Annotated in this window: 19 protein-coding genes and 1 pseudogene; 7 read left to right on the top strand and 13 right to left on the bottom strand. The window is 68.9% G+C overall.

The window, feature by feature from the left end:
• The 3 genes from LMA02_RS06725 to LMA02_RS06715 form a co-directional block, all read right to left on the bottom strand.
• Complete coding sequence (locus LMA02_RS06725) at positions 1–1,026, bottom strand: ABC transporter permease (protein WP_228907377.1); 1,026 nt, start codon at positions 1,024–1,026, stop codon at positions 1–3.
• Positions 1,027–1,052: 26 nt separating this feature from the next.
• Complete coding sequence (locus LMA02_RS06720) at positions 1,053–2,627, bottom strand: sugar ABC transporter ATP-binding protein (protein WP_228907376.1); 1,575 nt, start codon at positions 2,625–2,627, stop codon at positions 1,053–1,055.
• A gap of 68 nt (positions 2,628–2,695) precedes the next feature.
• On the bottom strand, positions 2,696–3,622 hold the full coding sequence (locus LMA02_RS06715) for a sugar ABC transporter substrate-binding protein (RefSeq protein WP_166725356.1): 927 nt from the start codon (positions 3,620–3,622) through the stop codon (positions 2,696–2,698).
• 307 nt (positions 3,623–3,929) lie between these two features.
• On the opposite strand from LMA02_RS06715, the gene LMA02_RS06710 reads away from it, so the two are divergent.
• The 5 genes from LMA02_RS06710 (at position 3,930) to LMA02_RS06690 (ending at position 10,261) form a co-directional block, all read left to right on the top strand.
• Positions 3,930–5,885, top strand: a complete 1,956-nt coding sequence (locus LMA02_RS06710) for a bifunctional 5-dehydro-2-deoxygluconokinase/5-dehydro-2-deoxyphosphogluconate aldolase (RefSeq protein ID WP_228907375.1) — start codon at positions 3,930–3,932, stop codon at positions 5,883–5,885.
• Positions 5,886–5,931: 46 nt separating this feature from the next.
• A complete protein-coding gene (gene iolD, locus LMA02_RS06705; protein WP_228907374.1) occupies positions 5,932–7,815 on the top strand; it encodes a 3D-(3,5/4)-trihydroxycyclohexane-1,2-dione acylhydrolase (decyclizing) in 1,884 nt (627 codons plus the stop codon).
• A gap of 61 nt (positions 7,816–7,876) precedes the next feature.
• Positions 7,877–8,806 (top strand): myo-inosose-2 dehydratase, encoded by a 930-nt coding sequence (iolE, locus tag LMA02_RS06700; protein WP_228907373.1) that lies wholly within the window; start codon positions 7,877–7,879, stop codon positions 8,804–8,806.
• A 43-nt stretch (positions 8,807–8,849) separates the two neighbouring features.
• A complete protein-coding gene (gene iolB, locus LMA02_RS06695; protein WP_212084442.1) occupies positions 8,850–9,668 on the top strand; it encodes a 5-deoxy-glucuronate isomerase in 819 nt (272 codons plus the stop codon).
• 86 nt (positions 9,669–9,754) lie between these two features.
• Positions 9,755–10,261 carry a heme-degrading domain-containing protein gene (locus LMA02_RS06690; RefSeq protein WP_228907372.1) on the top strand — a complete coding sequence of 169 codons (507 nt, stop codon included), beginning with the start codon at positions 9,755–9,757 and terminating at the stop codon, positions 10,259–10,261.
• Between the two features lie 22 nt (positions 10,262–10,283).
• Here LMA02_RS06690 and LMA02_RS06685 read toward each other — a convergent pair whose 3' ends face one another.
• The 8 genes and pseudogenes from LMA02_RS06685 to LMA02_RS06650 all read right to left on the bottom strand — a co-directional run bounded on the left by LMA02_RS06685 (position 10,284) and on the right by LMA02_RS06650 (position 17,251).
• Positions 10,284–11,030 (bottom strand): glucose 1-dehydrogenase, encoded by a 747-nt coding sequence (locus LMA02_RS06685; RefSeq protein ID WP_228907371.1) that lies wholly within the window; start codon positions 11,028–11,030, stop codon positions 10,284–10,286.
• Positions 11,031–11,192: 162 nt separating this feature from the next.
• Positions 11,193–11,878 (bottom strand): annotated as a pseudogene (locus tag LMA02_RS06680) (ABC transporter ATP-binding protein).
• On the bottom strand, positions 11,875–12,624 hold the full coding sequence (locus LMA02_RS06675) for an ABC transporter ATP-binding protein (protein ID WP_228907370.1): 750 nt from the start codon (positions 12,622–12,624) through the stop codon (positions 11,875–11,877). The pseudogene LMA02_RS06680 and the gene LMA02_RS06675 overlap by 4 nt, the downstream one beginning before the upstream one ends.
• The gene (locus LMA02_RS06670; protein ID WP_228907369.1) at positions 12,621–13,847 is read right to left on the bottom strand and encodes a branched-chain amino acid ABC transporter permease; all 1,227 of its coding nucleotides are present in this window, start codon (positions 13,845–13,847) and stop codon (positions 12,621–12,623) included. Before LMA02_RS06670 ends, LMA02_RS06675 begins: the two co-directional genes overlap by 4 nt.
• A complete protein-coding gene (locus LMA02_RS06665; protein WP_228907368.1) occupies positions 13,840–14,778 on the bottom strand; it encodes a branched-chain amino acid ABC transporter permease in 939 nt (312 codons plus the stop codon). The genes LMA02_RS06670 and LMA02_RS06665 overlap by 8 nt, the downstream gene beginning before the upstream one ends.
• Positions 14,779–14,791: 13 nt before the next feature.
• Positions 14,792–15,229: an acyl-CoA thioesterase gene (locus tag LMA02_RS06660; RefSeq protein WP_228907367.1), complete on the bottom strand. Its 438-nt coding sequence runs from the start codon at positions 15,227–15,229 to the stop codon at positions 14,792–14,794.
• A gap of 130 nt (positions 15,230–15,359) precedes the next feature.
• Complete coding sequence (locus LMA02_RS06655; RefSeq protein WP_228907366.1) at positions 15,360–15,896, bottom strand: NUDIX domain-containing protein; 537 nt, start codon at positions 15,894–15,896, stop codon at positions 15,360–15,362.
• Between the two features lie 119 nt (positions 15,897–16,015).
• Complete coding sequence (locus LMA02_RS06650) at positions 16,016–17,251, bottom strand: YbfB/YjiJ family MFS transporter (RefSeq protein WP_228907365.1); 1,236 nt, start codon at positions 17,249–17,251, stop codon at positions 16,016–16,018.
• 124 nt (positions 17,252–17,375) lie between these two features.
• Between LMA02_RS06650 and LMA02_RS06645 the strand changes: the two genes are divergently transcribed.
• Positions 17,376–18,290 (top strand): LysR family transcriptional regulator, encoded by a 915-nt coding sequence (locus LMA02_RS06645; RefSeq protein ID WP_228907364.1) that lies wholly within the window; start codon positions 17,376–17,378, stop codon positions 18,288–18,290.
• 44 nt (positions 18,291–18,334) lie between these two features.
• Here LMA02_RS06645 and LMA02_RS06640 read toward each other — a convergent pair whose 3' ends face one another.
• A complete protein-coding gene (locus tag LMA02_RS06640) occupies positions 18,335–19,390 on the bottom strand; it encodes a DUF6396 domain-containing protein (RefSeq protein WP_228907363.1) in 1,056 nt (351 codons plus the stop codon).
• Between the two features lie 261 nt (positions 19,391–19,651).
• Positions 19,652–22,276 carry an alanine--tRNA ligase gene (alaS, locus tag LMA02_RS06635; RefSeq protein WP_228907362.1) on the bottom strand — a complete coding sequence of 875 codons (2,625 nt, stop codon included), beginning with the start codon at positions 22,274–22,276 and terminating at the stop codon, positions 19,652–19,654.
• Positions 22,277–22,512: 236 nt separating this feature from the next.
• Here alaS and LMA02_RS06630 point away from each other — a divergent pair, with 236 nt between their 5' ends.
• On the top strand, positions 22,513–23,733 hold the full coding sequence (locus tag LMA02_RS06630; protein WP_175668439.1) for a CaiB/BaiF CoA transferase family protein: 1,221 nt from the start codon (positions 22,513–22,515) through the stop codon (positions 23,731–23,733).
• Positions 23,734–23,806: the final 73 nt, after the last annotated feature.

Raw genomic sequence — 23,806 nt, 5'->3', positions numbered from 1 at the left:
TCAGCGGCGCGACTTCTTGTTGCGGTACTGATCGGCGATCACGGCCGCGACGATGATCGCGCCCTTGACCATCTCCTGGTAGTACGCGTCGATCCGGATGAACGTGAAGCCCGACGTCATCACGCCGAGAATCAGCACGCCGATCACGGTGCCCGTCACGCGCCCGAGGCCGCCCGACAGCGACGTACCGCCGATCACGACGGCCGCGATCGCGTCGAGCTCGTACATCACGCCCATGCCCGACTGGCCGGAGATCGCACGCGCGGCCGTCACGGTGCCGGCGATCCCGCTCAACAGGCCCGCGATCGCATAGACGAACACCAGGTGACGCGTCACGTTGATGCCCGACACGACGGCCGCGTGGCGGTTCGCGCCGATCGCATACGTGTACTTGCCGAAGCGCGTGTAGCGCAGCACGACGTGGAAGATCGCGGCCACCACGAGAAAGATGATCACCGGGTTCGCGCCCGCGCCGATCGCAGCGAACGGGTCGGTCAGCATCGACACCGGCATCCCGTTGGTGAACCACTTCGCGAAGCCGCGCGCGGCGACCATCGTGCCGAGCGTCGCGATGAACGGCGGGATGTCCGTCAGCGCGATCAGCGAGCCGTTCAGCAGGCCGACCAGCAGCCCGACGCACACGCCGGCCAGCACCGGCCAGATGACCGGCAGGTCGGTCAGGTGCGGGAACACCGCGCGCGGAAAATCGGACACCTGCGCGAGGCTGGCCGATACGACGGCCGCCGCGGCGACGACCGAGCCCGACGACAGGTCGATCCCGCTGGTGATGATCACGAGGTTCACGCCGACCGCGATGATGCCGATCACGGCCATCTGCAGCACGATGATCTCGAGCCGCTCCGCGTTGAACAGGAAGCTCTGGCCGACGACGAGCCAGCCGATCACCTCGAAGAACAGGCTGATGCCCACCAGCACCAGGAAGATGCTCAGTTCGGGCGGCCACTTCGCGTGCCGCGTCTTGATCGTCAGGGACTGCGCGTCCGCGACCGGGTTCAGGTTGCCCATTGCTTTGTCTCCAATCTTGTTTCGGCTCAGCGCGAGGCCAGGTCCATGATGCGGACCTGGTCGGCGTCCTTGCGTTCGACGATGCCGGTCATCCGGCCTTCGTGCATCACCATCACGCGGTCGCTCATGCCGAGCACCTCCGGCATCTCCGACGAGATCATCAGGACCGCGACGCCCTTGCCGGCGAGCGCGCTGACGAGGCGGTGGATCTCGGCCTTCGCGCCGACGTCGATCCCGCGCGTCGGTTCGTCGAGGATCAGGATGCGCGGCTGCGTCAGCAGCCAGCGGCCGATCAGCACCTTCTGCTGGTTGCCGCCCGACAGGTTCTGGATTTCCTCGTGCAGCCCGGGCGTCTTCACGCGCAGCATCCGGCTCATTTCCTCGCAGTCGCGTTTCAGCTGCGCCTGCCGCACGAAATTGAACTTCACGTAGCGGTTGCTGAGCACGGCCGCTTCCATGTTCGCGAGCAGGTCGAGATTCAGGAAGCAGCCGGTGTCCTTGCGGTCCTCGGTGAGAAACGCCATCCCGTGCTTCATCGCCTGCGCGGGCGTGGCGATGCGCACCGGCTTGCCGTCGATGCGGATCTCGCCGGCGGTCGCCGGCACGACGCCGAACAGCGCCTCCGCGACATTCGAGCGCCCCGAGCCGACCAGGCCCGCGACGCCGAGGATCTCGCCCGCGCGCAGTTCGAAGCTGACGTCGCGGAACACGCCGTCGACGCCGAGGTTCTTCACGGCCAGCACGACCTCGCCGATCGGCACTTCCTCCTTCGGGAACATCTGCGTGATCTCGCGGCCGACCATCATCCGGATGATGTCGTCGCGCGTGACGTCGGTCGACGCGTGCGTGCCGATGTACTTGCCGTCGCGGAACACCGAGAACTCGTCGGCGATCTCGAACAGCTCGTTCATCTTGTGCGTGATGTAGACGATGCCCTTGCCCTGCTCGCGCAGCTGGCGAATGATCCGGAACAGGTGCGAGACCTCCTTGTCGGTCAGCGCGGAGGTCGGCTCGTCCATGATCAGCACGTCGGAGTCGAACGACACGGCCTTCGCGATCTCGACCATCTGGCGGCTCGCGACGGTCAGCGTGCGCACGTCGGCTTCCGGGTCGATGTCGATCGACAGCCGCTCGAACAGCGCGGCGGTGCGGCGGCGCAGCGCGGCGTGATCGATCAGGCCGAAGCGGTTCTTCGGTTCGCGGCGGATCCAGATGTTCTCCGCGACCGTCATGTACGGCATCAGGTTGAGTTCCTGGTGAATCATCGCGATCCCGCGATCGAGCGCGTCGAGCGGGCCGCTCAGCACGACGGGCTCGCCGTTGATCAGGATCTCGCCCTGGTCGGGCGTGTAGACGCCGGCGATGATCTTCATCAGCGTCGACTTGCCGGCGCCGTTCTCGCCCATCAGCGCATGCACGGTGCCGCGGCGCACGCGGAACTGCACGCCGTCGAGCGCGACGACGCCGGGAAACGACTTGCCGACGCCGCGCACCTCGAGCAGGCAATCGGCGACGGGCGCACCGGACGAACCCGGCGCGGCGAACGACGCGGCCGGCGCGCTTTCGTTGGCCATCGAGCGCGCCATCCTGGCTGTAAACATGGACGTTCCTCGAAAGTCACACGCGAACCCGGACGCGCCGGGCCCGCGCAGTTCAGCGGAAAAACCGGTCAGTGCTTCGCGTACTGGTTCATGTTCTCCGGCGTGACGAGCTCGAACGGCACGTTCACGTAGCGGTCGACCGGCTGCTTCTTCGCCAGCTTCAGCGCGGTCGCGACGGCCTGCGCGCCCTGCCCGGCCGCGTTCTGGTACACGGACACCTTCAGCTCGCCGCTCTTCATCGCCGCGAGCCCGTCCGGCGTCGCGTCGATGCCCGCGACGACCGTCTTCGGCGTCAGCTTGCGCGCGGCCTTCAGCGCGTTGATCGCGCCGATCGCCATTTCGTCGTTGTTCGACACGATCGCGTCGAACTTCGTCCCGGAGCTCAGCCAGTTCATCGTGATGTCCTGGCCCTGCGTGCGGCTCCACTTGCCTTCGCGCTTGTCGACGATCTTCATGCCGGAACAGTCCTTGGTCGCGATCACGTCCTCGATGTCCTTGGTGCGCGCACGCGCCGACTCGTTGGACAACTCGCCCATCAGCACGAGGATGTCGCCCTTGCCGCCGAGCAGCTTGCACACCTGGCGCGCCTGCAGCGTGCCCGACTGCTTCTCGTCGGACGCGACCACCGCGACGCCGGCCGGCAGCTTGTCGAAGTCGACCGGCTTGCGGTTCACGTAGACGAGCGGAATCTTCGCGGCGCTCACCATCTTCGTGATCTTCGGCGTCGCGTCGGTGTCGACCGCATTCACGATGATCGCGTCGACTTTCTGCGCGATCATGTTCTGGACCTGGCTCAATTGCTTGCCGACGTCGTTGCCGCCATCCTCGATCTGCACGGTCGCGCCGTCCTTCTTCGCCGCGTCGCCGATGCTGTTGCGCAGGATCGTCAGGAACGTGTCGTCGAACGATGCCATCGTCACGCCGATCTTCTCGGCATGCGCGAGCGGCATGGTCAGGATCGCGGCGGCCGCGGCGGCCATCAGCTGGGTCTTCATGATCACTCTGTCTCCTCATCTCCGGGGGCGGAAAGCGGCGCGTTGCGCGCCGTCGGCGTCGAGTCCGTTACGGACCGAAGCATCCGGATGAAACTGTAGATCACTTCCTCGAAAATTTGGAAATTTATTTCTACGTGATTTCACCTAGGGAACTGGATTTCCAAAAAGTCTAGACTCCGTTCCGTAGCCCGATTCCTTGCGGCAGGCGTTCTCGTGCCGTGCGGCATACGTGACGCAGAACCGTCGCGGGATCGGTCCCCTCAATCCGCCGGCAGGTCGAACGCCGGCCGCGAGCGTGATACGTGATATGAGCCCGTTGAACTTTCCGACTGACCGCCCCATCGATCTCGCCTGCCTCGGCCGCGTCGCCGTGGATCTTTACGCGCAGCAGTACGGCAGCCGCCTCGAGGACGCGCGCAGCTTCCAGATGTATCTCGGCGGCTCGTCGGGCAACCTCGCGTTCGGCGTCGCCCGGCTGGGGCTGAAGACCGCGATGATCTCGCGCGTCGGCGACGAGCAGATGGGCCGCTTCGTGCGCGAGACGCTCGAGCGCGAAGGTTGCGATACGAGCCAGCTGCAGACCGATCCGGAACGCCTGACCGCGCTCGTGCTGCTCGGGCTGAAGGACCGCGACACGTTCCCGCTGCTGTTCGTGCGCGAGAACTGCGCGGACATGGCCGTGCGCGCCGACGAGATCCGCGAGGACTTCATTGCCGGCTGCCGCGCGCTCGCGATCACCGGCACCCATCTTTCGACGCCGGCCACCCGCGAAGCGTCGCTGACCGCGCTCGGCTACGCGCGCCGCCACGGCGTCGTGCGCGTCCTCGACATCGATTACCGGCCGGTGCTGTGGGGGCTGACCGCGCGCGGCGCGGGCGAGAACCGCTACGTGCCGGATGCGCAGGTCACGCGACAGCTGCAGCAGGTGCTCGGCGAGTTCGACCTGCTGGTCGGCACCGAGGAGGAATTCCTGATCGCGGGCGGCGTGCCGCACGACCTGATCGCGTCGCTCGAGGCCGTGCGCCGCGCGAGCGGCGCGGTGCTGGTGGTCAAGCGCGGCGCGCTCGGCTGCTGCGTGATCGAGGGCGACATCCCCGCGCGCATCGACGATGCACCGACTTTCCACGGCGAACGCGTCGACGTGCTGAACGTGCTCGGCGCGGGCGACGCATTCCTGTCGGGCCTGCTGTCGGGGCTGCTGCGCGGGCGCGACTGGCGGGAAGCGACGCGCATCGCGAATGCGTGCGGCGCGATCGTCGTGTCGCGCCACGCGTGCTCGGCCGCGATGCCGACGCCGGCCGAGCTCGCGCACTGGTTCGGCGGCAGCCGCAACCCGCAGGTCGACGCCGATCGCACGCTCGCGCACCTGCATCGCGTGACGGTGCCGCGCCGCGAATGGGACGAACTGTGCGTGATGGCGTTCGACCATCGCAGCCAGTTCTACGAACTCGCGGTGCAGGCCGGCGCGGACGAAGCGCGGATCAAGACGCTCAAGCGCCTGCTCGTGCGCGCGGTCGAACAAGTCGAGCGCGATCGTCATATCGAAGGCCACGTCGGCGTGCTGATCGACGGCGGCGCATACGGCAGCGACGCGCTCGCGCAGGCCACCGGCCGCGGCTGGTGGGTCGGCCGCCCGGTCGAGCTGCCCGGCTCGCGGCCGCTGCGTTTCGACGACACGCGCTCGGTCGGCTCGTCGCTCACGCACTGGCCGACCGAACAGGTCGTGAAGTGCCTCGTCCACTACCACCCCGACGACGACGTCGACCTGCGCGTCGAGCAGGAACAGCGCGTGCTGGAATTGTGGGAAGCCACGCGCGCAAGCGGCAACGAACTGCTGCTTGAAATGATTCCGCCGCGCGCGGTCACGCCGGCCGGCACCGAGGACGACGCGGTGCTGCGCACGGTCGCGCGGTTCTACAACCTCGGCGTGATGCCCGAATGGTGGAAGCTCCCGCCGCTGAGCGCCGACGGCTGGGCGCGGCTCGAAACGCTCGTGGCCGAGCGCGACCACCACTGCCGCGGCGCGGTGATCCTCGGGCTGAACCAGCCGCTGCAGTACCTGGTCGACAGCTTCCGCTCGGCGACCAACCCGATCGTCAAGGGCTTCATGGTCGGGCGCACGCTGTGGGCCGATGCGTCGCTGCGCTGGCTCGCCGGCCAGAGCGACGACCAGGCGCTGATCGACGAAGTGGCCGGCAATTTCACGCAGCTGGTCGACGCGTGGCTCGGCCGCCGTGCCGCCGCGCGCGCCGCCGCGGCCTGATGCCGGCGCCTGTGACGACCACCCGACTCTTCCTTATCGACAGACGATGACCACCACCGTGAGACTGACCGTCAGCCAGGCGCTCGTGCGCTACCTGGCCGCCCTGCGCGCCGAAGTCGTCCAGCCGGACGGCCGCACCGAGATCCTGCCGTACTGCGGCGGCGTGTTCGCGATCTTCGGCCACGGCAACGTCGCCGGGCTCGGCGAGGCGCTCCACGCCGAACGGGACCGGCTGCCGACGTTGCGCGCGCATAACGAGCAAGGCATGGCGAATGCGGCCGTCGCGTTCGCGAAGGCGAATTTCCGCCAGCGGATGATGGCCGCGACGTCGAGCATCGGCCCCGGCGCGACCAACATGCTGACCTCCGCCGCGCTCGCGCACGTCGGCCGGCTGCCGCTGTTGCTGCTGCCCGGCGACGTGTTCGTGTCGCGGCTGCCCGACCCGGTGCTGCAACAGGTCGAGGATTTCGAACAGGGCGACGTCAGCGCGAACGACTGCTTCCGGCCGGTGACGCGCTACTTCGACCGGATCACGTCGCCCGAGCAGTTGCTCGTCGCGCTGCCGCGCGCGATCCAGGTGATGAGCGATCCCGCGCAGTGCGGCCCCGTGTGTCTCGCGCTGCCGCAGGACGTGCAGACCTTCGCGTACGACTGGCCCGAGGACTTCTTCGCGCCGCCGCTGATCCGGATGCGCCGGTCGCCGGCCGACGCGCTCGAACTCGCGGATGCGCTCGACGTGCTGAAGGCCGCGAAGAAGCCGCTGATCGTCGCCGGCGGCGGCGTGCTGTACAGCCAGGCGTGGGACGCGCTGCGCACGTTCGCCGACACGCACGGCGTGCCGGTCGCCGAATCGCAGGCCGGCAAGGGCAGCCTCGCGTGGGACCACTCGCTGAACCTCGGGTCGATCGGCGTGACGGGCTCGCCCGCCGCGAACCGTGCGGCCGCGCAGGCCGACGTGGTGTTCGCGGTCGGCACGCGGCTGCAGGACTTCACGACCGGCTCGCACGCGCTGTTCGGCCATGCCACGCTGCTGAGCCTGAACGTGCAGCCGTTCGACGCGGGCAAGAAGCGCGGCCGGCAATTGATCGCCGATGCGCGCACCGGCCTCGGCCAGTTGTCCGCCGCGCTCGCGGGCTGGCGCGCGGATGCGGCATGGACCGCCGCGAACCGCGACCAGGCCGCCGCGTGGAACGCGCGCGTGACCGAGCTGACCACGCGCGTGCCGAACGACACGCTGCCGTACGACGCGGAAGTGATCGGCGCGGTGCGCGACTCCGCGGCCGACGCGGGGCGCGACAGCGCGCGCGACGATCTCGTCGTGTGCGCGGCCGGCACGCTGCCGGCCGAGCTGCACAAGCTGTGGCGCAGCGGCGTGCCGGGCAACTACCACATGGACTATGCGTACTCGTGCATGGGCTACGAGATCGCGGGCGGCCTCGGCGCGAAGCTCGCGCGGCCCGAGCGCGAAGTGATCGTGATCGTCGGCGACGGCTCGTACATGATGCTCAACGCGGAACTCGCGACGTCCGTGATGCTCGGCCGCAAGATCATCGTCGTGATCCTCGACAACCGCGGCTACGGCTGCATCGAGCGGCTGCAACTGAATTGCGGCGGCGCCAGCTTCAACAACATGCTCGACGACTGCGTGCCGGAAGGCGGCGAGCGCTCGACGATCGACTTCGCGATGCATGCGCGCGCGATGGGCGCCGAAGCCGTGCACGTGCGCGACGTCGGCGAACTGCGCAGCGAGATGAAGCGTGCGCGCGCGGCCACGACGAGCCAGGTGCTCGTGATCGACACGACGCACGAGCGCACGACCGCGGACGGCGGCGCGTGGTGGGAAGTCGCGGTGCCGCAGGTATCCGCGCGCGCCGACGTCGAACGTGCGCACCAGACGTATCTCGACGAGAAAACCCGGCAGCGGCGCTGAACCGTTTTCCCTTCCCCTGGGCCGCCCCGCGAAAACAACAACCGAACCAAGGAACCGCGTCATGAGCTGGAACGTTCGCATCGGTATCAATCCCCTGTCGTGGATGAACGACGACCTGCCGTCGCTCGGCGGCGAGACGCCGCTCGAGACGGCGCTGAAGGAAGGCGCCGAGATCGGCTATGCGGGCTTCGAGCTCGGCAACAAGTTTCCGAAGACGGGCCCCGAGCTGAAGGCGAAGCTCGCCGAGTTCGGGCTCGTGTGCGTGTCGGGCTGGTATTCGGGCTTCCTCGCGGAAGTCGAGCCGGGCATGAGCGATGCCGACGCGGTCGCCGCCGAGATCGAGCGCTGCCGCGCGCACATGACGAAGCTGCAGGTGAACGACGTGAAGGTCGTGGTGTACGGCGAATGCGCGGGGACGATCCAGGGCAGCATCGACACGCCGGTCGCGAAGCGGCCGCGCTTCGTCGACGATGAAACCTGGCGGCGCTACGCGGCGCGCCTCGACGCATTCGGCGCGCACCTGCTCGAGACCTACGGGATCAAGCTCGCCTACCATCACCACATGGGCGCCTACGTCGAATCGCCGGACGACGTCGACCGCCTGATGGCGCTGACCGATCCCGCGAAGGTGTTCCTGCTGTTCGACACGGGTCACGCGTATTTCGGCGGCGCGGCCGATCCGGTCGCACTGCTGAAGAAGCACGTGTCGCGCGTCGTGCACGTGCACTGCAAGGACGTCCGGCCGCAGGTCGTCACGCAGGCGCGCAACGGCGGCTGGAGCTTCCTGAACGGCGTGATCAACGGCACCTTCACCGTGCCGGGCGACGGCGCGCTCGACTATGAAGCGACGCTGCGCACGCTGAAGGATGCCGGCTACGAAGGCTGGCTCGTCGTCGAGGCCGAGCAGGACCCGGCCGTCGCACCGAGCTATCAGTACGCGAAGAAGGGCTACGAGTCTCTGCGCGCGATCGTCGACCGGTTGAGCGCGTGAGCCCCGTCATCCCCGCTATTCCCCCATTGTGGAGCCCCGTTCCATGACGATTTCTCCCCTGCTGGTCAAGGCATCCGCCGGCCGCGAAATCTGCAACGTGACGCCCGAGTCGGCCGGCTGGAAACACGTCGGCTTTCGTGCGCTGCGCCTGAAGGCCGGCGACACCGAAACGCTCGACACGGGCACGCGCGAACTGTGCGTCGTCGTGCTCACGGGCACGCTGCGCGCACAAGTCGACGGCGAAACCTATGATGCGCTCGGCAAGCGCGACAGCGTGTTCGAGGACGTGTCGCCGGACGCGCTGTACGTGCCGGGCGGCAAGACCGTCACGCTGGTCGCGACACGCGACGCGGAGGTTGCGCTATGCACCGCGCCTTACGCGAGCGGCGACAAGCGCGTGCAGCGCCTCGACGGCGAACGAATGCGCCGCGCGGTGCGCGGGCAAGGCACCAACACGCGCTACGTGTGCGACATCCTGATGGGCGACAACCCGGCCGCCGACCGGCTCTTGGTCGTCGAAGTGATCACGCCCGCGAGCCATTCGAGCAGCTATCCGCCGCACAAGCACGATCGCGACGCGGCGCCCGACGAAACGTCGCTCGAGGAAACCTATTACCACCGGATCGATCCGCCGCAGGGTTTCGCGTTCCAGCGCGTGTACACGGACGATCGCAGCCTCGACGAAGCGTGCGCGGTCGAGAACCACGACGTCGTGATGGTGCCGCGCGGCTATCACCCGGTGGTCGCGCCGCACGGCTACAACCTGTACTACCTGAACGTGATGGCCGGGCCGAGCCGCGCATGGGCGTTCAGGAACGATCCCGCGCACGAGTGGATGCTCGACGCGGCGCCCAAGCGCTGACACGTTGATGCGCTGAACGATCGACGGCCGGCGCGCGACGCGGCACGCGCCCGCACGAGCCGGACTCGCGACGACACGGAGCTGCCATGGCAATCCCCTTCCCGCGCTTCGCACCCGCGCCCTGCGGCGCCACCGCGTCGGCGCCGATGCTGCCGCATTTCGATGCCGACGTCGCGCGCCGGCTCGGCGACATCGCGGTCAATCTCGCGTCGCGGCGCGGGCTGCCGATCGCGGTCGGCATCGTCGGTGAAGCCGCACCGCTGTTCTATTGCGCGCTCGACGGCAGCCGCGCCGACGACAGCGACGCGATCCGCCGCCGGCAGAACACGGTATTGCGTTTCGGCGTCAGCTCGCTCGAGGTCGGTGCGCGCTTTCGCCGTGCCGGCTGGTCGTTGCAGTCGCAGGGATTGTCGGACGCCGACTATGCGCTCGACGGCGGCGGCGTGCCGTTGCGGGTTGCCGGCGGCGCAAGCGGTGGTGCACTCGTCGGCGCGATGACGATCGCGGGGCTCGACGACGAACACGATCACGCACTCGTCGTCGAGAGCCTGCGCTGGCATGTCGGCGCGAACGCGCTCGCGATGATCGCGTAGCGGCGCGCGCCGACCTGACGCGTCAGTGCATCCCGCCGCTCGCGACGAGGCGCTCGCCGGTCAGCCAGCGCGCATCGTCCGACGCGAGGAACACGGCGACCGACGCGATGTCGTCCGGCTCGCCGAGGCGGCCGAGCGGCGTGTCGCTGCGCATCTGCTTGTCGAGATCCGAGCCGATGATGCCCGCGCTGTGCGTGCCTTCGGTCACGATCATCCCCGGGTTGATCGCGTTCACGCGAATCTTGCGCGGGCCGAGCTCGAGCGCGAGCACGCCGGTGATCGCGTCGACGGCGCCCTTGGTGCCGCTGTACACGGCGCTCGCGGGCGGCGTGATGCTCGTCACGACCGAGCTGATGTTGATGATGCTCGCGCCTTCGCCGAGATGCTTGACGGCGGCCTGCGTCGTCAGCAGCACGCCGAACACGTTCGTATCGAACTGCCGGCGATAGTGCTCTTCGGTGATCGCCTCGATCGGCGCGAATTCGTAGACGCCGGAATTGTTGACCAGCACGTCGAGACGGCCATAGTTCTCGATCGCGGCATCGACGATGCGCTGCGCGTCCGCTGCCTTCGACACGTCGCCGCCCACCGCGACCGCGCGGCCGCCCGCTTCGACGATCGCGCTCACGACGGCATCGGCACCGGCCTTGCTGCTCGCGTAGTTGACGACGACCGACGCACCTTCTGCAGCCAGCGCCTTCGCGATCGCCGCGCCGATGCCCTTGGACCCGCCCGTGACGATCGCAACCTTGTCTGTCAGCTTGCTCATGATTTCATTCCTCAGTCGGAAGACTTTCCATGGATGGGAGCCGATTGCCGCGTGCGCGGCGCGCCGGCCTTGCTGGCAATATTCGCGGTTCGCGCGACGGCGATAAAGCGGCTCGACACGAATTGACTGGCGGGGTTTGCCGAACAATCGGCGGGCTTGCGCTCAGCCGGCACTCAGCCACGCACTGACGACGTCGCCGCCGAGCCCGTCGAGCGCGCCGTCATAGACGATCCGTCCGCGCCCCATCACCGCGGCGCGAGCTGCAGTCGCTGCTCGATCAGCAGGATCGCGACGCCATCGGCCTGCAACGCGGCGAGGCACGCACCGACCTCGTCGACCGCGAGCGGCGCGAGCCCTTCGGCCGGCTCGTCGACGATCAGCACGCGTGGGCGGCCGGCAAGCGCACGCACCAGCGCGAGCACCTGCTGCTCGCCGCCCGACAGCCGCCCGGCCTTCACGTCGATCCGCGCGGCCAGCAGCGGAAAGCGCGCGAACAGCCGGTCGAGCGCGTCGCGTTCGGCCGCGCCGCGCACACCGCGCAGCCCGAGCCGCAGGTTCTCGCGCACGCTCAGCAGCGGAAACACGTCGCGGCTTTCGGCGACGTAAGCCACGCCGCGCCGCGCGATCTCGAACGTGCAGGCGCCCGCGCATTCGGCGCCGCCGATGCGTACCGAGCCCGCAGTGCGCACGAGCCCCATCACGGCCTTCGCGAGCGTCGAGCGGCCCGAGCCGTTGCGGCCGAGCAGCGCGAGCGTCTCGCCCGGCGCGAGCGCGAGATCGACGCCGTCGAGCACCGGCTGCATCCCGTACCACGCGCGCAGGCCGCGAATGTCGAGCAGCGCGCTCATGCGCCGTCGCCGAGATAGGCGGCGCGCACGGCCGGGTCCGCGCGGATCGCGTCGGGCGCACCGGTCGCGACCACCGCGCCGCGCACCAGTACCGTGACGCGCTCGGCGAAGCCGAACACCGCATCCATGTCGTGCTCGATCATCAGCACCGTGCGGCCCTGCGTCGTCGCGCGGATCAGCGCGATCATCCGCGCCGCCTGGTCGCGGTTCATGCCGGCCGTCGGTTCGTCGAGCAGCAGCGTGCGCGCGCCGCTCGCGAGCGCGATGCCGAGATCGAGCGCGCGCTGTTCCGCGTAGCCGAGTTCGCCGGCCGGCGCGTCGCGCCGTGCATCGAGGCCGATGTCGTGCAGCACGCGCGCGGCCGCGCGATCGACCGACGCCGATTCGCGCAGCCGGTTCCACCAGCGCCGCCGCTCGTCCGGCGCATGCAGCGCCGCGCAGCGCAGGTTGTCGAACACGGAGAGCCGCGCGAACGCACACGTCTGCTGGAAACTGCGGCCGATGCCGAGCCGGCTCGCGACGACCGGCCCGCGTCCGCGCAGCTCGACGCCGTGCAGCACGACGCGCCCGCGCGTCGGCCGCGTCGCGCCGGCAATCACGCCGAACAGCGTCGACTTGCCCGCACCGTTCGGCCCGATCAGCGCGTGGCGCTCGCCGGCGCAGACGCTCAGTTCGATACCGTCGAGCACCGTCTGCGCGCCGAAGCGCTGCACGATGCCGTGCAGCGCGATCGCGTTGCCGTTCATCGCCCGTCCTCCCGCTTGCCGTGACCGTGGTGCATCAGCCGCGCGCGCCAGCCCCACAGCAGCGTGCCGATGCCGGCCGCCGAGCATGCGACGACCCAGCCGGCCGGCGCATCGGCGTCGATGCCCCACGCGCCGAACGCGATGCCGGCACCGTCGTCCTGCGCGAAGCGCCACGCATAGCCGAGCTCGGCCGCGCAGACGATCGCGACGGCCCAGAACACGCAGGCGCCGACGCCGCACAGCACGCGCCAGCGCTCGGCGGCCGGCGCGTCGCGGCGCAACGCATGCGCGAGCGTCTGTGCGAGGCCCGCGATCCCGCCGGGCGCCGCGACGACGACCGCGACGAACAGCACGCCGAGATACAGCGCCCATGCACGCGACACGCCCGCGACGACCACGCTCAGCGCGGTCAGCACCACGGCACCGGCCGCCGGCCCGAAGAACGTGCCGGTGCCGCCGATCACCGCGGCGATCAGCACGGTCGCCGACCGCGCCATCGACAGGCTGTCGGGCGTCGCGATCTCGACGTCGATCAGCGTCAGCGTGCCGGCGATACCCGCGAAGAACGACGCGCAGGTGACCATCGCGAGCCGCACGTGGCGCGGCTCGGTGCCGAGCGCAGCCACGCGCGTGGGGTTGTCGCGCACCGCGTTCGCGAGCCGCGCGAGCGGCGTGCGCGTCAGCGCGCGCATCGCCAGCGCCGACACGATGCACCACGCGGCGATCACCGCGTAGGCCTGCGCGGGCGCGCCGAAATGCCAGCCGCCCCAGGGCGTGCCGCTCGCGCGGTCGATCGGCACGCCGCCGAGACCGCCGAACCACGCGGGCACGCTCCACGCGGCGGCCGCGACGCATTCGGCGAGACCGAGCGTGATCATCGCGAACACGGTGCCCGCGCGGCGTGTCGCGAGCAGCCCGGCCATGAAGCCGAAGCCGGCGCCCGCCACGCCGCCGACGAGCGGCAACAGCGGCAGCGGGCCGCCGACGTGATTGAACCAGTGCGCGGCGGCGAAGGCGCCGAGGCCCGCGAACGCGGCATGACCGAACGACAGCAGCCCGGTCGTGCCGAGCTGCAGATTGTATGACAGCGCGAGCACGACGAGCGCGGCCGTCTGCGCGAGATAGCCGAGCACCGCGCCATGCGGCCACAGCCACGCGGGCAGCGCGACGCCCGCGGCGAACAGCACCCAGCGCAGCGCGCCGGCCCGCGCGCGGCTATCCATCGACACGCTCGCCGAACAAGCCGCGCGGACGGGCGACCAGCACCGCGACGAGCAGCAGGTACGGAACCAGCGGGGCGAGCTGCGCGATCGATACGGCCGCGACGCTGTCGGGCAGCGCGACGCCCGCCCATTGCGCGAGGTCGCGCAGCGACGTGTCGCTGGACGCCGCGAAGGTCTGCGCGAAGCCGACCGCGAGCGACGCGACGAACGCGCCGCCGAGCGAACCGAGCCCGCCGATCACGACCACCGCGAACACCACCGACCCGACCGTCTCGGCCAGCGCCGGTTCGATCACCGCGAGCGGCGCGCCGATCACGCCGGCCAGCGCCGCGAGCGCGGTGCCCGCGCCGAACAGGCCCGTCATCACGCGCGGCACGTCGTAGCCGAGCGCCTCGACGGCCGCGCGATGCGTGAGCGCGGCGCGCACGACGAGCCCGATGCGCGACGCGCGCAGCAGCGCGCCGAGCGCAACCAGCATCGCCGTGGACATCGTCATCATGAAGAGCCGGTAGCGCGGCAGCGCGAGGCCGAACACGGTCACGGGCGCGCCGTCGAACAGCGGCGGCACCGGAGCCGGCAGCGGCGTGAGGCCCCACAGGAGTTTCGCGCCCTCGCCGATCAGGTACGCGAGGCCGAAGGTCAGCAGCAGTTCGCTCGTATGGCCGCCGCGCGCCTGCACGCGGCGCAGCAGCCAGCGCTCGCAGCCGGCGCCCAGCAGCCCGACCGCGAGCGGCGCGAGCACGAGCGCGGGCCAGAAACCCGCACCGGCCGCGATGCTGTAGCCGACGTACGCGCCGAGCATGTAGAAGCTCGCATGCGCGAAGTTGAGCACGCCCTGCACGCTGAAGATCAGCGTCAGGCCGGCCGACAGCATGAACAGCAGCAACCCGTAGCTGAGGCCATTGAACGCCTGGAGCGCGAACGCGTGCACCGCCGCGCGCCTGTCAGCCGGCGAGCGGTTCGAGCGCCGCGCGCAGCGCGTCCGGCAGCGGCACCGGGCGGCGCGTGCCGCGATCGACGTACACGTGCACGAAATGCCCCTGCGCCGCCGGCGAGGATTCCCCTGCCGCGAACAGCCCAATCTCGTAGCGCACGCTCGACGTACCGAGCTTCGCGACGCGCAGCCCCGCGTCGACCGACTGCGGAAACACGAGCGGCCCGAAGTAGTTGCATTGCGTCTCGACCACGAGCCCGATCGTCTGCCCGTGCTCGACGTCGAGCACGCCCGCGCGAATCAGGTATTCGTTCACGACGGTGTCGAAGTAGCTGTAATAGACGACGTTGTTCACGTGCCCGTAGACGTCGTTGTCCATCCAGCGGGTCGTGATCGGCAGGAAGTGGCGATAGGCGTCGCGCGGACGCGGCTGCGGCTTGTCGGACATGGCAATGGCGGTCAGGACGAGTGGGACGCCGCGCGGCGGCCGCGCGGGACGGCACGCCGGGAAACGGCGAGATGCCGCGACGCGACTGTGCGCGGCGCGACGGATGGAATACCGGGAGCGGCGCGGGCCGTCACTGCCCCGCTCGATCGACGAATTCGAAATCGAGGCCGCGCGCGCACATCCAGTCGGCCAGCGCGTAGCCGGTGCCGGCCCGCCATGGGCGCAGCCGCGGCGGATCGACGAGCCGGTATTCGAGCAGTTCCGGCGACAGCGCGACGGTGCCCGATGCGCGCACGTGGTACGCGATGATCAGCTCGTTCTTGCGGATGAATTCATAGACGCCGACGAGCGTGACCTGCTCGGCCTTCAGCGCGGTTTCCTCGAACACCTCGCGCGCGATGCCGTCCTCGGGCGTCTCGCCGTTCTCGAGGAAGCCGGTGATGAGCGCGAACATCCCTTCCGGCCAGGCCGCGTTGCGCGCAAGCAGGATCTTGCCGTCGAGTTCGACGATCGCGGCCACCACCGGCAGCGGGTTGTTCCAGTGCACGTAGCCGCACGCGTCGTCCGGGCAGGCCCGGCGGACGCGGCCGCCCTCGTGTTCGGGATCGGCGCGCTCGGTCAGCGGGCTCGCGCAGCGCGGGCAAAAACGGTAGTCGGCGGTGGTCATCGATGGGGATCTGGCGGACGCCGGCGGCGGCCCGCGGGCCGCCTCACGCCCGCTCGGCGCGGGAAAGGCTTCATTCTAGCGAGTTTGCCCGCGCCGCAGACGATCCGGCCCCGATCGCGTCAGGGTCGCGCGCGCCCGCGTGCGGCGGTTGCCGCAAAGCCGGCGGCCCCGACGAGCAACGCGCCCGCCGCGACCCACAGCGCCGGCGAGAACGACCCGAAACGCGCGGTCAGCGGCGCGGCGACGAGCGGACCGAGAATCTGCCCGACCCCGTACGACGCGGTCGCATAGCCCATCAGCCCGGCCGCGCGCTCGCCGTGCAGCCGCCGCGCCTCGCGCATCGCGAACAGCGTGATCGCGGTGAACGGCAGGCCGAGCAGCGCGCTGCCGACCGAGAAGCCGGCCGCGTTCGGCCACACGATGCCCGCCGCGATCCCGAGCGCCTGCGTCGCGCAGCCGGCGGCGAGCAGCAGCCGATTGTCCCAGTGGCCGGGCAGCCGCGCGGCGGCGATCGCGCCGACGATCAGCGCCGCGCCGAACATCGGCCAGAACAGGTCCGGCCACGGCGAGCCGGCCGGCAGCGCGGCGCGCGCGATCACCGGCAGGAACGTCGCGGTGATGATGTAGCCGAAGCCCGGCATCCCGTACAGCACGACGAGCCACGCGGCGTCGGCCCGATGGCGCCGCGCGTCGTGCGGTGCCGCGGCCGTCGCCGCGTGCCGGGCGGGCGCGGCCGGCGGCGCAACCGCCGGCGTGGTGCCGAATATGCGCCAGATCGCGACCGACAGCACCGCCGACAGCGCCGCGAAGCCGAGCCAGCCGGGCGCCGCGCGATGGCCGGCGAGCGCGCCGCCGATCAGCCCCGTCAGCACGATGCCGACACCGGGCCCCGCGTAGATCACCCCGCTCCACTCGGGCGCGTGCAGCTCGGTGAGCCGCCGCAGCCCCCATTGCGACACGAACACGAACGTCCACGCACTGACGACACCCGCGACGAAGCGCACCACGAGCCATGCTGAAAGCAGATGGCCGACGCCCATCGCGGCGGTCAGCAGCACGGTGGCGGCGAGCCCGAAGCGCACCATCCGCGCGGGCGCGACCCGCACCGCCGCGCAGCTGACCGCGCCGACGAAATAGCCCGCGTAGTTCGCCGACGCGAGCCAGCTGCCGGCCTTCAGGCCGATCGAGCCGTCGGCGAGCATCAACGGCAGCAGCGGCGTGAACGCGAAGCGGCCGACGCCCAGCGCGACCGCAAGCCCGATCATGCAGGCGAGCGCGGCTGCGCGGGCGCGGCGGTCGGCGTCATCGGACAGGTGGGCGCCGGCGGCGGCACTCGGAGCATCGGAACGGGACATGGAGGCATGGGCCGCACGCGGTGCGCGCCGGCCGGAACGGAAATCGGAACGCTTGTATCGTAGCTTGACCAAACGTTCTCTAAAAATGAATAATAAAGAATCCACATATCTCTTGGAGAGAATCATGGACCTGGCGGCACTGGCGATTTTCCGGGCCGTCGTGCGCGAGAACGGCGTCACGCGCGCGGCGGCGAAGCTCCATCGCGTGCAGTCGAACGTGACGACGCGCATCAAGCAGCTCGAGGAGGAACTCGGCGCGGCGCTGTTCGTGCGCGACGGCCGCCGGCTCGTGCTGACGCCGGCCGGGCACACGCTGCTGCCGTACGCGGAGCGGCTGCTCGCGCTTGCCGACGAGGCGCGCGACGCGGTGCGCGAGGACACGCCGCGCGGGCGACTGCGGCTCGGCACGATGGAGAGCACGGCCGCGAGCCGGCTGCCGACCGTGCTCGCGCGCTATCACCATGCGTGGCCCGACGTATCGCTGGAACTCGTGACCGGCACGACCGGCTGGCTGATCGACAGGGTGCGCGACTTCGAGGTCGACGCGGCGCTGTTCGCGCGTCCGCCCGCACCGGACACGCTGCCGGACACGTTCGAGACGGTGCCGATCTACCGCGAGGATCTCGTGCTGCTGACGCCGCGCGGCCATCCGCCGGTGCGCACGCCGCGCGACGTGATCCTGCCGACGCTGATCGCGTTCGAGCGCGGCTGCACGTACCGGAAATACGTCGAGCAATGGTATGCGGCGCACGGGGTGAAAGCCGCGCGCGTGCTCGAACTCGGTTCGTATCACGCGATCGTCGCGTGCGTCGCGGCTGGCGCGGGCGTCGCGGTCGCGCCGAGGTCGGTGCTCGATCTGCAGCCGGAAACCGGCAACGTCACGGCCCACACGATCGCCGAACTCGAAGGGATCGATACGGTGCTCGCGTGGCGGCAGGGTTACGCGTCGGCGGCACTCGCCGCGCTGCGGGAGGCGCTCGGCGAGGCTGCTCGGCAGCCGAGTGATGCCGTGAAACCATGGGTGGCGATGCCGGTTTGAGGTGGACGAGGTTAGCCGTGGTGGCAACCGCTCGCCACCCGCTGCTACTGCGGTTGCCTTGTGTTGGGCTCCGTTGAAAGCGCCACGGGCTTCGCGGCGTCGATCAGGCTCTGGACGTTACCGTCCCACTTGGGCAGAGACGCAGGCGGCAGCGGCAGTACTTCGTCAAGACTCGGAAGTTTGATGCGCCCCTGATAATGCTCCAATGCGCCCTTTAGTGCGCGGTATCTGTCACCGCGCGCTTTATCAATGCCACCGGGAAGATTCCGACCACTAGCCAGGTTGAAGCCGTCAAATTCAATAGACAGCTTCGTTGCGCATTTTGCACTCCCCAGCTTTACCCCTTCTTGAAGCATCGTGAGAGCGCGTCGTTTTGCGTCCGTTGTTCGTGGACGCGCATAGACAAAAGATAATTCTTCAGCAGCATCTCCATAACCTTGCGCAACCGCACACTCAAGCATCCGGGTAGCAATCGGCAAATTTCCCCAAAACTCCTCATCGGAATCGTCATACGTCGCGTCGAGTTTCTCTCCGAGAAATGCCATTGCCGACGGACTGCCCATGTCTGCCGCACGCTGGAAGAAAGCATAGGCGGTCGTCACATCGCCTCCCTTGACCAAGCCATTCAAGTGATAGACACCCATCATGTCGTAGGCATCCGGCACACCCAGCTTCATCGCTTTTTCGATCCATTCAATCGCGACCTCAGGATCGTGCTGCGGCACGCCGGGATAGTTGCTCCGGATTAATGAGGCAACATTGAGCATTGCTTTCCAGTGCCCGCGTTCGGCCGCCTGGACGTACAACTGATAGATCTTCGCGTGGTCACGCTTCTGGTAATACAGGTCGGGATCATCGAGCGCAAGCGCTTGCCGAAACCACACCTCCGCCTGCGGATCGATCGGCGGCACATGCTTTACTTGATATGTACATGTGAAACTCTTTTGATGCGGATCGAACCGCGGCAGTTTTTCATAGCGCGGATGATCTGACATCGCGGCAATCGGATCGATTTTCGATGGGGTCGGCGTCTCTGCACGTGCATTAACCGCAAACAGGCTCACGACAAGAATCACTCTGAAAGCAGCAATTATCGACATCAGATGGCCTCGATCACACAGTCCTGGAAGCGTAGGTCGACGACGGTACATAGAACCGAGCATGCTCCAGATTGCACTTTGTTCGCCCCCTCCCTACACAGGTCCGTATCGTCCCACCTCCATCAAGAATTGCAAACATCAAGCGACAACTGTCCAACCGCACGTAAACGCAAAACGACCCGACCGGCCAACGCCGATCGGGTCGTTTTTTTCATGCGATGCGATGGGGCCGGCAAGCCCGCATCGCATCAGCCGGGACGATCAAAGACGCTCTTCGACCCAGCCCTTGACGCCCGCGAGCGCGCCCGGCAGGTTCGCCGGTTCCGTGCCGCCTGCCTGCGCCATGTCCGGACGGCCGCCGCCCTTGCCACCGACCTGCTGCGCGACGAAGTTCACGAGCTCGCCGGCCTTGACCTTCTTGCTCGCATCCGGCGTGACGCCCGCGATCAGGCTGACCTTGCCGCCTTCGACGGCCGCCAGCACGATCGCCGCGCTCTTCAGCTTGTCCTTCAGCTTGTCGACCGTCTCGCGCAGCGTCTTCGCGTCCGCGCCGTCGAGCGTCGCGGCCAGCACGTACACGCCGCCGACTTCGGTGGCCTGCTGCGCGAGCTCGTCGCCCTGGCTCGACGCGAGCTTCGACTTCAGCGCGCCCAGTTCCTTCTCGAGCGACTTCACCTGGTCCTGCACCTGCGCGATGCGCTGCGTGAGTTCCGACGGTTGCGCCTTCAGCGCGGTCGCGGCTTCGTTCACGCGCGCATCGAGTTCCTGCACGTAACGCACCGCGTTGTCGCCGGTGATCGCCTCGACCCGGCGGATGCCGGCCGCGACGCCACCTTCGACGACGATCTTGAAGAAGCCGATGTCACCGGTGCGATGCACGTGCGTGCCGCCGCACAGTTCGCGCGAGAAACCGAGATCGAGCACACGCACTTCGTCGCCGTACTTCTCGCCGAACAGCGCCATCGCGCCGCCCTTCACCGCTTCGTCGTACGGCATCACGCGCACGATGCCCGGCGCGTTCGCGAGGATTTCGTTGTTGACGATCTGTTCGACGCGACGGATTTCGTCGTCGGTCATCGGTGCGTTGTGCGCGAAGTCGAAACGGGTCTTCTCCGCGTCGACGAGCGAACCCTTCTGCTGCACGTGCGCGCCGAGCACTTCACGCAGCGCCTTGTGCATCAGGTGGGTGGCCGAGTGGTTGCGCTGCGTGCGGGCGCGGCGGTGCGCGTCGATTTCCGCGCGCAGCACGTCGCCGATCTTCAGCGTGCCCTGCTCCAGCGTGCCGTGATGGCCGACCACGTCGGCCTGCACCTTCAGCGTGTCGGCCACCGCGAAGCGCGTCGCGGCGTTCGCGAGCACGCCCTGGTCGCCGACCTGGCCGCCCGATTCCGCGTAGAACGGCGTATGGTCGAGCACGACGACCGCATCCTGACCGGCCTTCACTTCGTTGACGGCCGAACCGTCGACGTACAGCGCGACGACCTTCGCGTCGTCGAACGCGATTTCCTCGTAACCGTGGAAGGTGGTTTTCGCGCCCGTGTATTCGAGGCCCTGCGTGGCCTTGAACTTGCCGGCCGCGCGTGCCTGCTCGCGCTGGCGCGCCATCGCGTCGTCGAATGCCGGCTCGTCGACCGTCATCCCGCGCTCGCGGCACACGTCGGCCGTGAGGTCGAGCGGGAAGCCGTAGGTGTCGTGCAGCTTGAACGCGAGTTCGCCGTCGAGCACCTTGCCGCCCTTCGCTTCGACGTCGGCGAGTGCGGCCTCGAGGATCGACATCCCGTGCTCGATCGTCTCGAAGAAGCGCTCTTCCTCCTGGCGCAGCACGTCGGTCACGCGCTGCTCGGCTTCTTTCAGCTCCGGATAGGCCGCGCCCATCTCGGCGACGAGGTCGGCCACCAGCTTGTGGAAGAACGAGCCCTTGCGGCCGAGCTTGTAGCCGTGGCGGATCGCGCGGCGCACGATCCGGCGCAGCACGTAGCCGCGGCCTTCGTTGCCCGGAATCACGCCGTCGACGATCAGGAACGAGCACGCGCGGATGTGATCGGCGATCACCTTCAGCGAGTTGTTGGTGAGATCGCTGATCTCGGTCACGCGCGCGGCGGCCTTGATCAGGTTCTGGAACAGGTCGATATCGTAGTTGCTGTGCACGTGCTGCAGCACCGCGGCGAGGCGCTCGAGGCCCATGCCCGTGTCGACCGACTGCTTCGGCAGGCGCGTCATGTTGCCCTGCGCGTCGCGGTTGAACTGCATGAACACGAGGTTCCAGATCTCGATGTAGCGATCGCCGTCTTCCTCAGGCGACCCCGGCGGGCCGCCCCACACGTCCGGGCCGTGGTCGTAGAAGATTTCCGTGCACGGGCCGCACGGGCCGGTGTCGCCCATCGTCCAGAAGTTGTCCGACGCGTAGCGCGCGCCCTTGTTGTCGCCGATCCGGATGATCCGCTCGGTCGGCACGCCGACTTCCTTCGCCCAGATGTCGTAGGCTTCGTCGTCTTCCTGGTAGACGGTGACCCACAGCTTGTCCTTCGGCAGCTGGTAGACCGTGGTCAGCAGCTCCCACGCGAAGCGGATCGCGTCGTGCTTGAAGTAGTCGCCGAACGAGAAGTTGCCGAGCATCTCGAAGAACGTGTGGTGGCGCGCCGTGTAGCCGACGTTCTCGAGGTCGTTGTGCTTGCCGCCCGCGCGCACGCTGCGCTGCGCCGTCGTGGCGCGCGAGTACGGACGCGGGTCCGTGCCGAGGAACACGTCCTTGAACTGGACCATGCCCGAGTTCGTGAACATCAGCGTGGGGTCGTTACCGGGCACGAGGCTCGACGAGCGGACGATCGTGTGGCCCTTCGATTCGAAGAATTTGAGGAATTTCTCGCGGATTTCGGCAGCTTTCATGGCGTGCGGGGAATGTCTGGCTGAGACGGCTTCAAACGCCGGCCGTCCTCGCGGACGCACGGCGGGCAAATATCGTAAACGATCGATTATACGATACCGACCGGCGGCCCAGACGGCAGCGGCCCGCCGTGCCGGACGACCGGCCTGGGCCACCCGCGCGGCCGATTCGCCTTAAGATGGTCGGCATGCCGATCCGCGTTGCCCGACGCCAAGCCATGAAAGGAGACGATTCGACGATGGGTGCCCTGAGCCATATCCGCGTGCTGGACCTCACCCGCGTGCTCGCGGGCCCCTGGTGCGCGCAGACCCTTGCCGATTTCGGCGCGGACGTGATCAAGGTCGAGCGCCCCGGCGCCGGCGACGACACGCGCCACTGGGGGCCGCCGTACCTGAAGGACGCAGCCGGCGCCGATACCGCCGAGGCCGCTTACTACCTCGCGGCGAACCGCAACAAGCGCTCGGTCACGGTCGACATCGCGACGCCGGAAGGCCAGCAGATCGTGCGCGAGCTCGCCGCGCAAAGCGACGTCGTGCTCGAGAACTACAAGGTCGGGCAGCTCGCGAAATACGGGCTCGACTACGAATCGCTGCGCGCGGTGAAGCCCGATCTCGTCTACTGCTCGGTCACGGGTTTCGGCCAGACGGGCCCGTACGCGCATCGCGCGGGCTACGACTTCATCGTCCAGGGCATCGGCGGCTTCATGAGCATCACCGGCGAGCGCGACAGCGAGCCGGGCGGCGGCCCGCAGAAAGCCGGCGTCGCGATCGCCGATCTCGCGACGGGCCTCTATTCGACGATCGCGGTGCTCGCCGCGCTCGCGCACCGCGACCGCACGGGCGAAGGCCAGTACATCGACATGGCGCTGCTCGACGTGCAGGTCGCGCTGCTCGCGAACATGAACACCAACTTCCTCGCGAGCGGCAAGCCGCCGGTGCGCTGGGGCAACGCGCACCCGAACATCGTGCCGTATCAAACATTCCAGACGAGCGACGGCTGGATCATCGTCGCGGTCGGCAACGACGGGCAGTTCCGCAAGTTTGTCGAGGCCGGGGGCCGGGCCGAGCTGGCCGACGACGAACGGTTCGCGACCAACCCGTCGCGCGTGCGCCATCGCGACACGCTGGTGCCGATCCTCGCGGAGATGGTCAAGACACGCGGCAAGGCCGACTGGATCGGCACGCTGGAAGCGGCCGGCGTGCCATGCGGGCCGATCAACGAACTCGACGAAGTGTTCGACAACGAACAGGTGGTCGCGCGCGGAATGCAGGTGTCGCTGCCGCATCCGTGCGGCGCGGACGTGAAGCTCGTGCGCAATCCGATCCGGATGAGCGCGACGCCGCCCGATGCGCGCACGGCCCCGCCGCTGCTCGGCGCGCAGACCGAAGCGGTGCTGCGCGACATGCTCGGCTACGACGCGGCGCGCATTGCGGCGCTCAAGGCGAAGCAGGCGATCTGAGCCCGCCGGGACGTGTGCGTCGCGGCGCCTTCGGCGGCGCGGCGGCGCGGCGGCGTGCGGCCGACGGCCGATA

The organism is Burkholderia sp. B21-005, from assembly GCF_020843965.1.
Taxonomy (GTDB): domain Bacteria; phylum Pseudomonadota; class Gammaproteobacteria; order Burkholderiales; family Burkholderiaceae; genus Burkholderia; species Burkholderia ambifaria.
The sequence above is the reverse complement of the archived record's forward strand: the minus strand, read 5'-3'. Positions and strand labels throughout refer to the sequence as shown.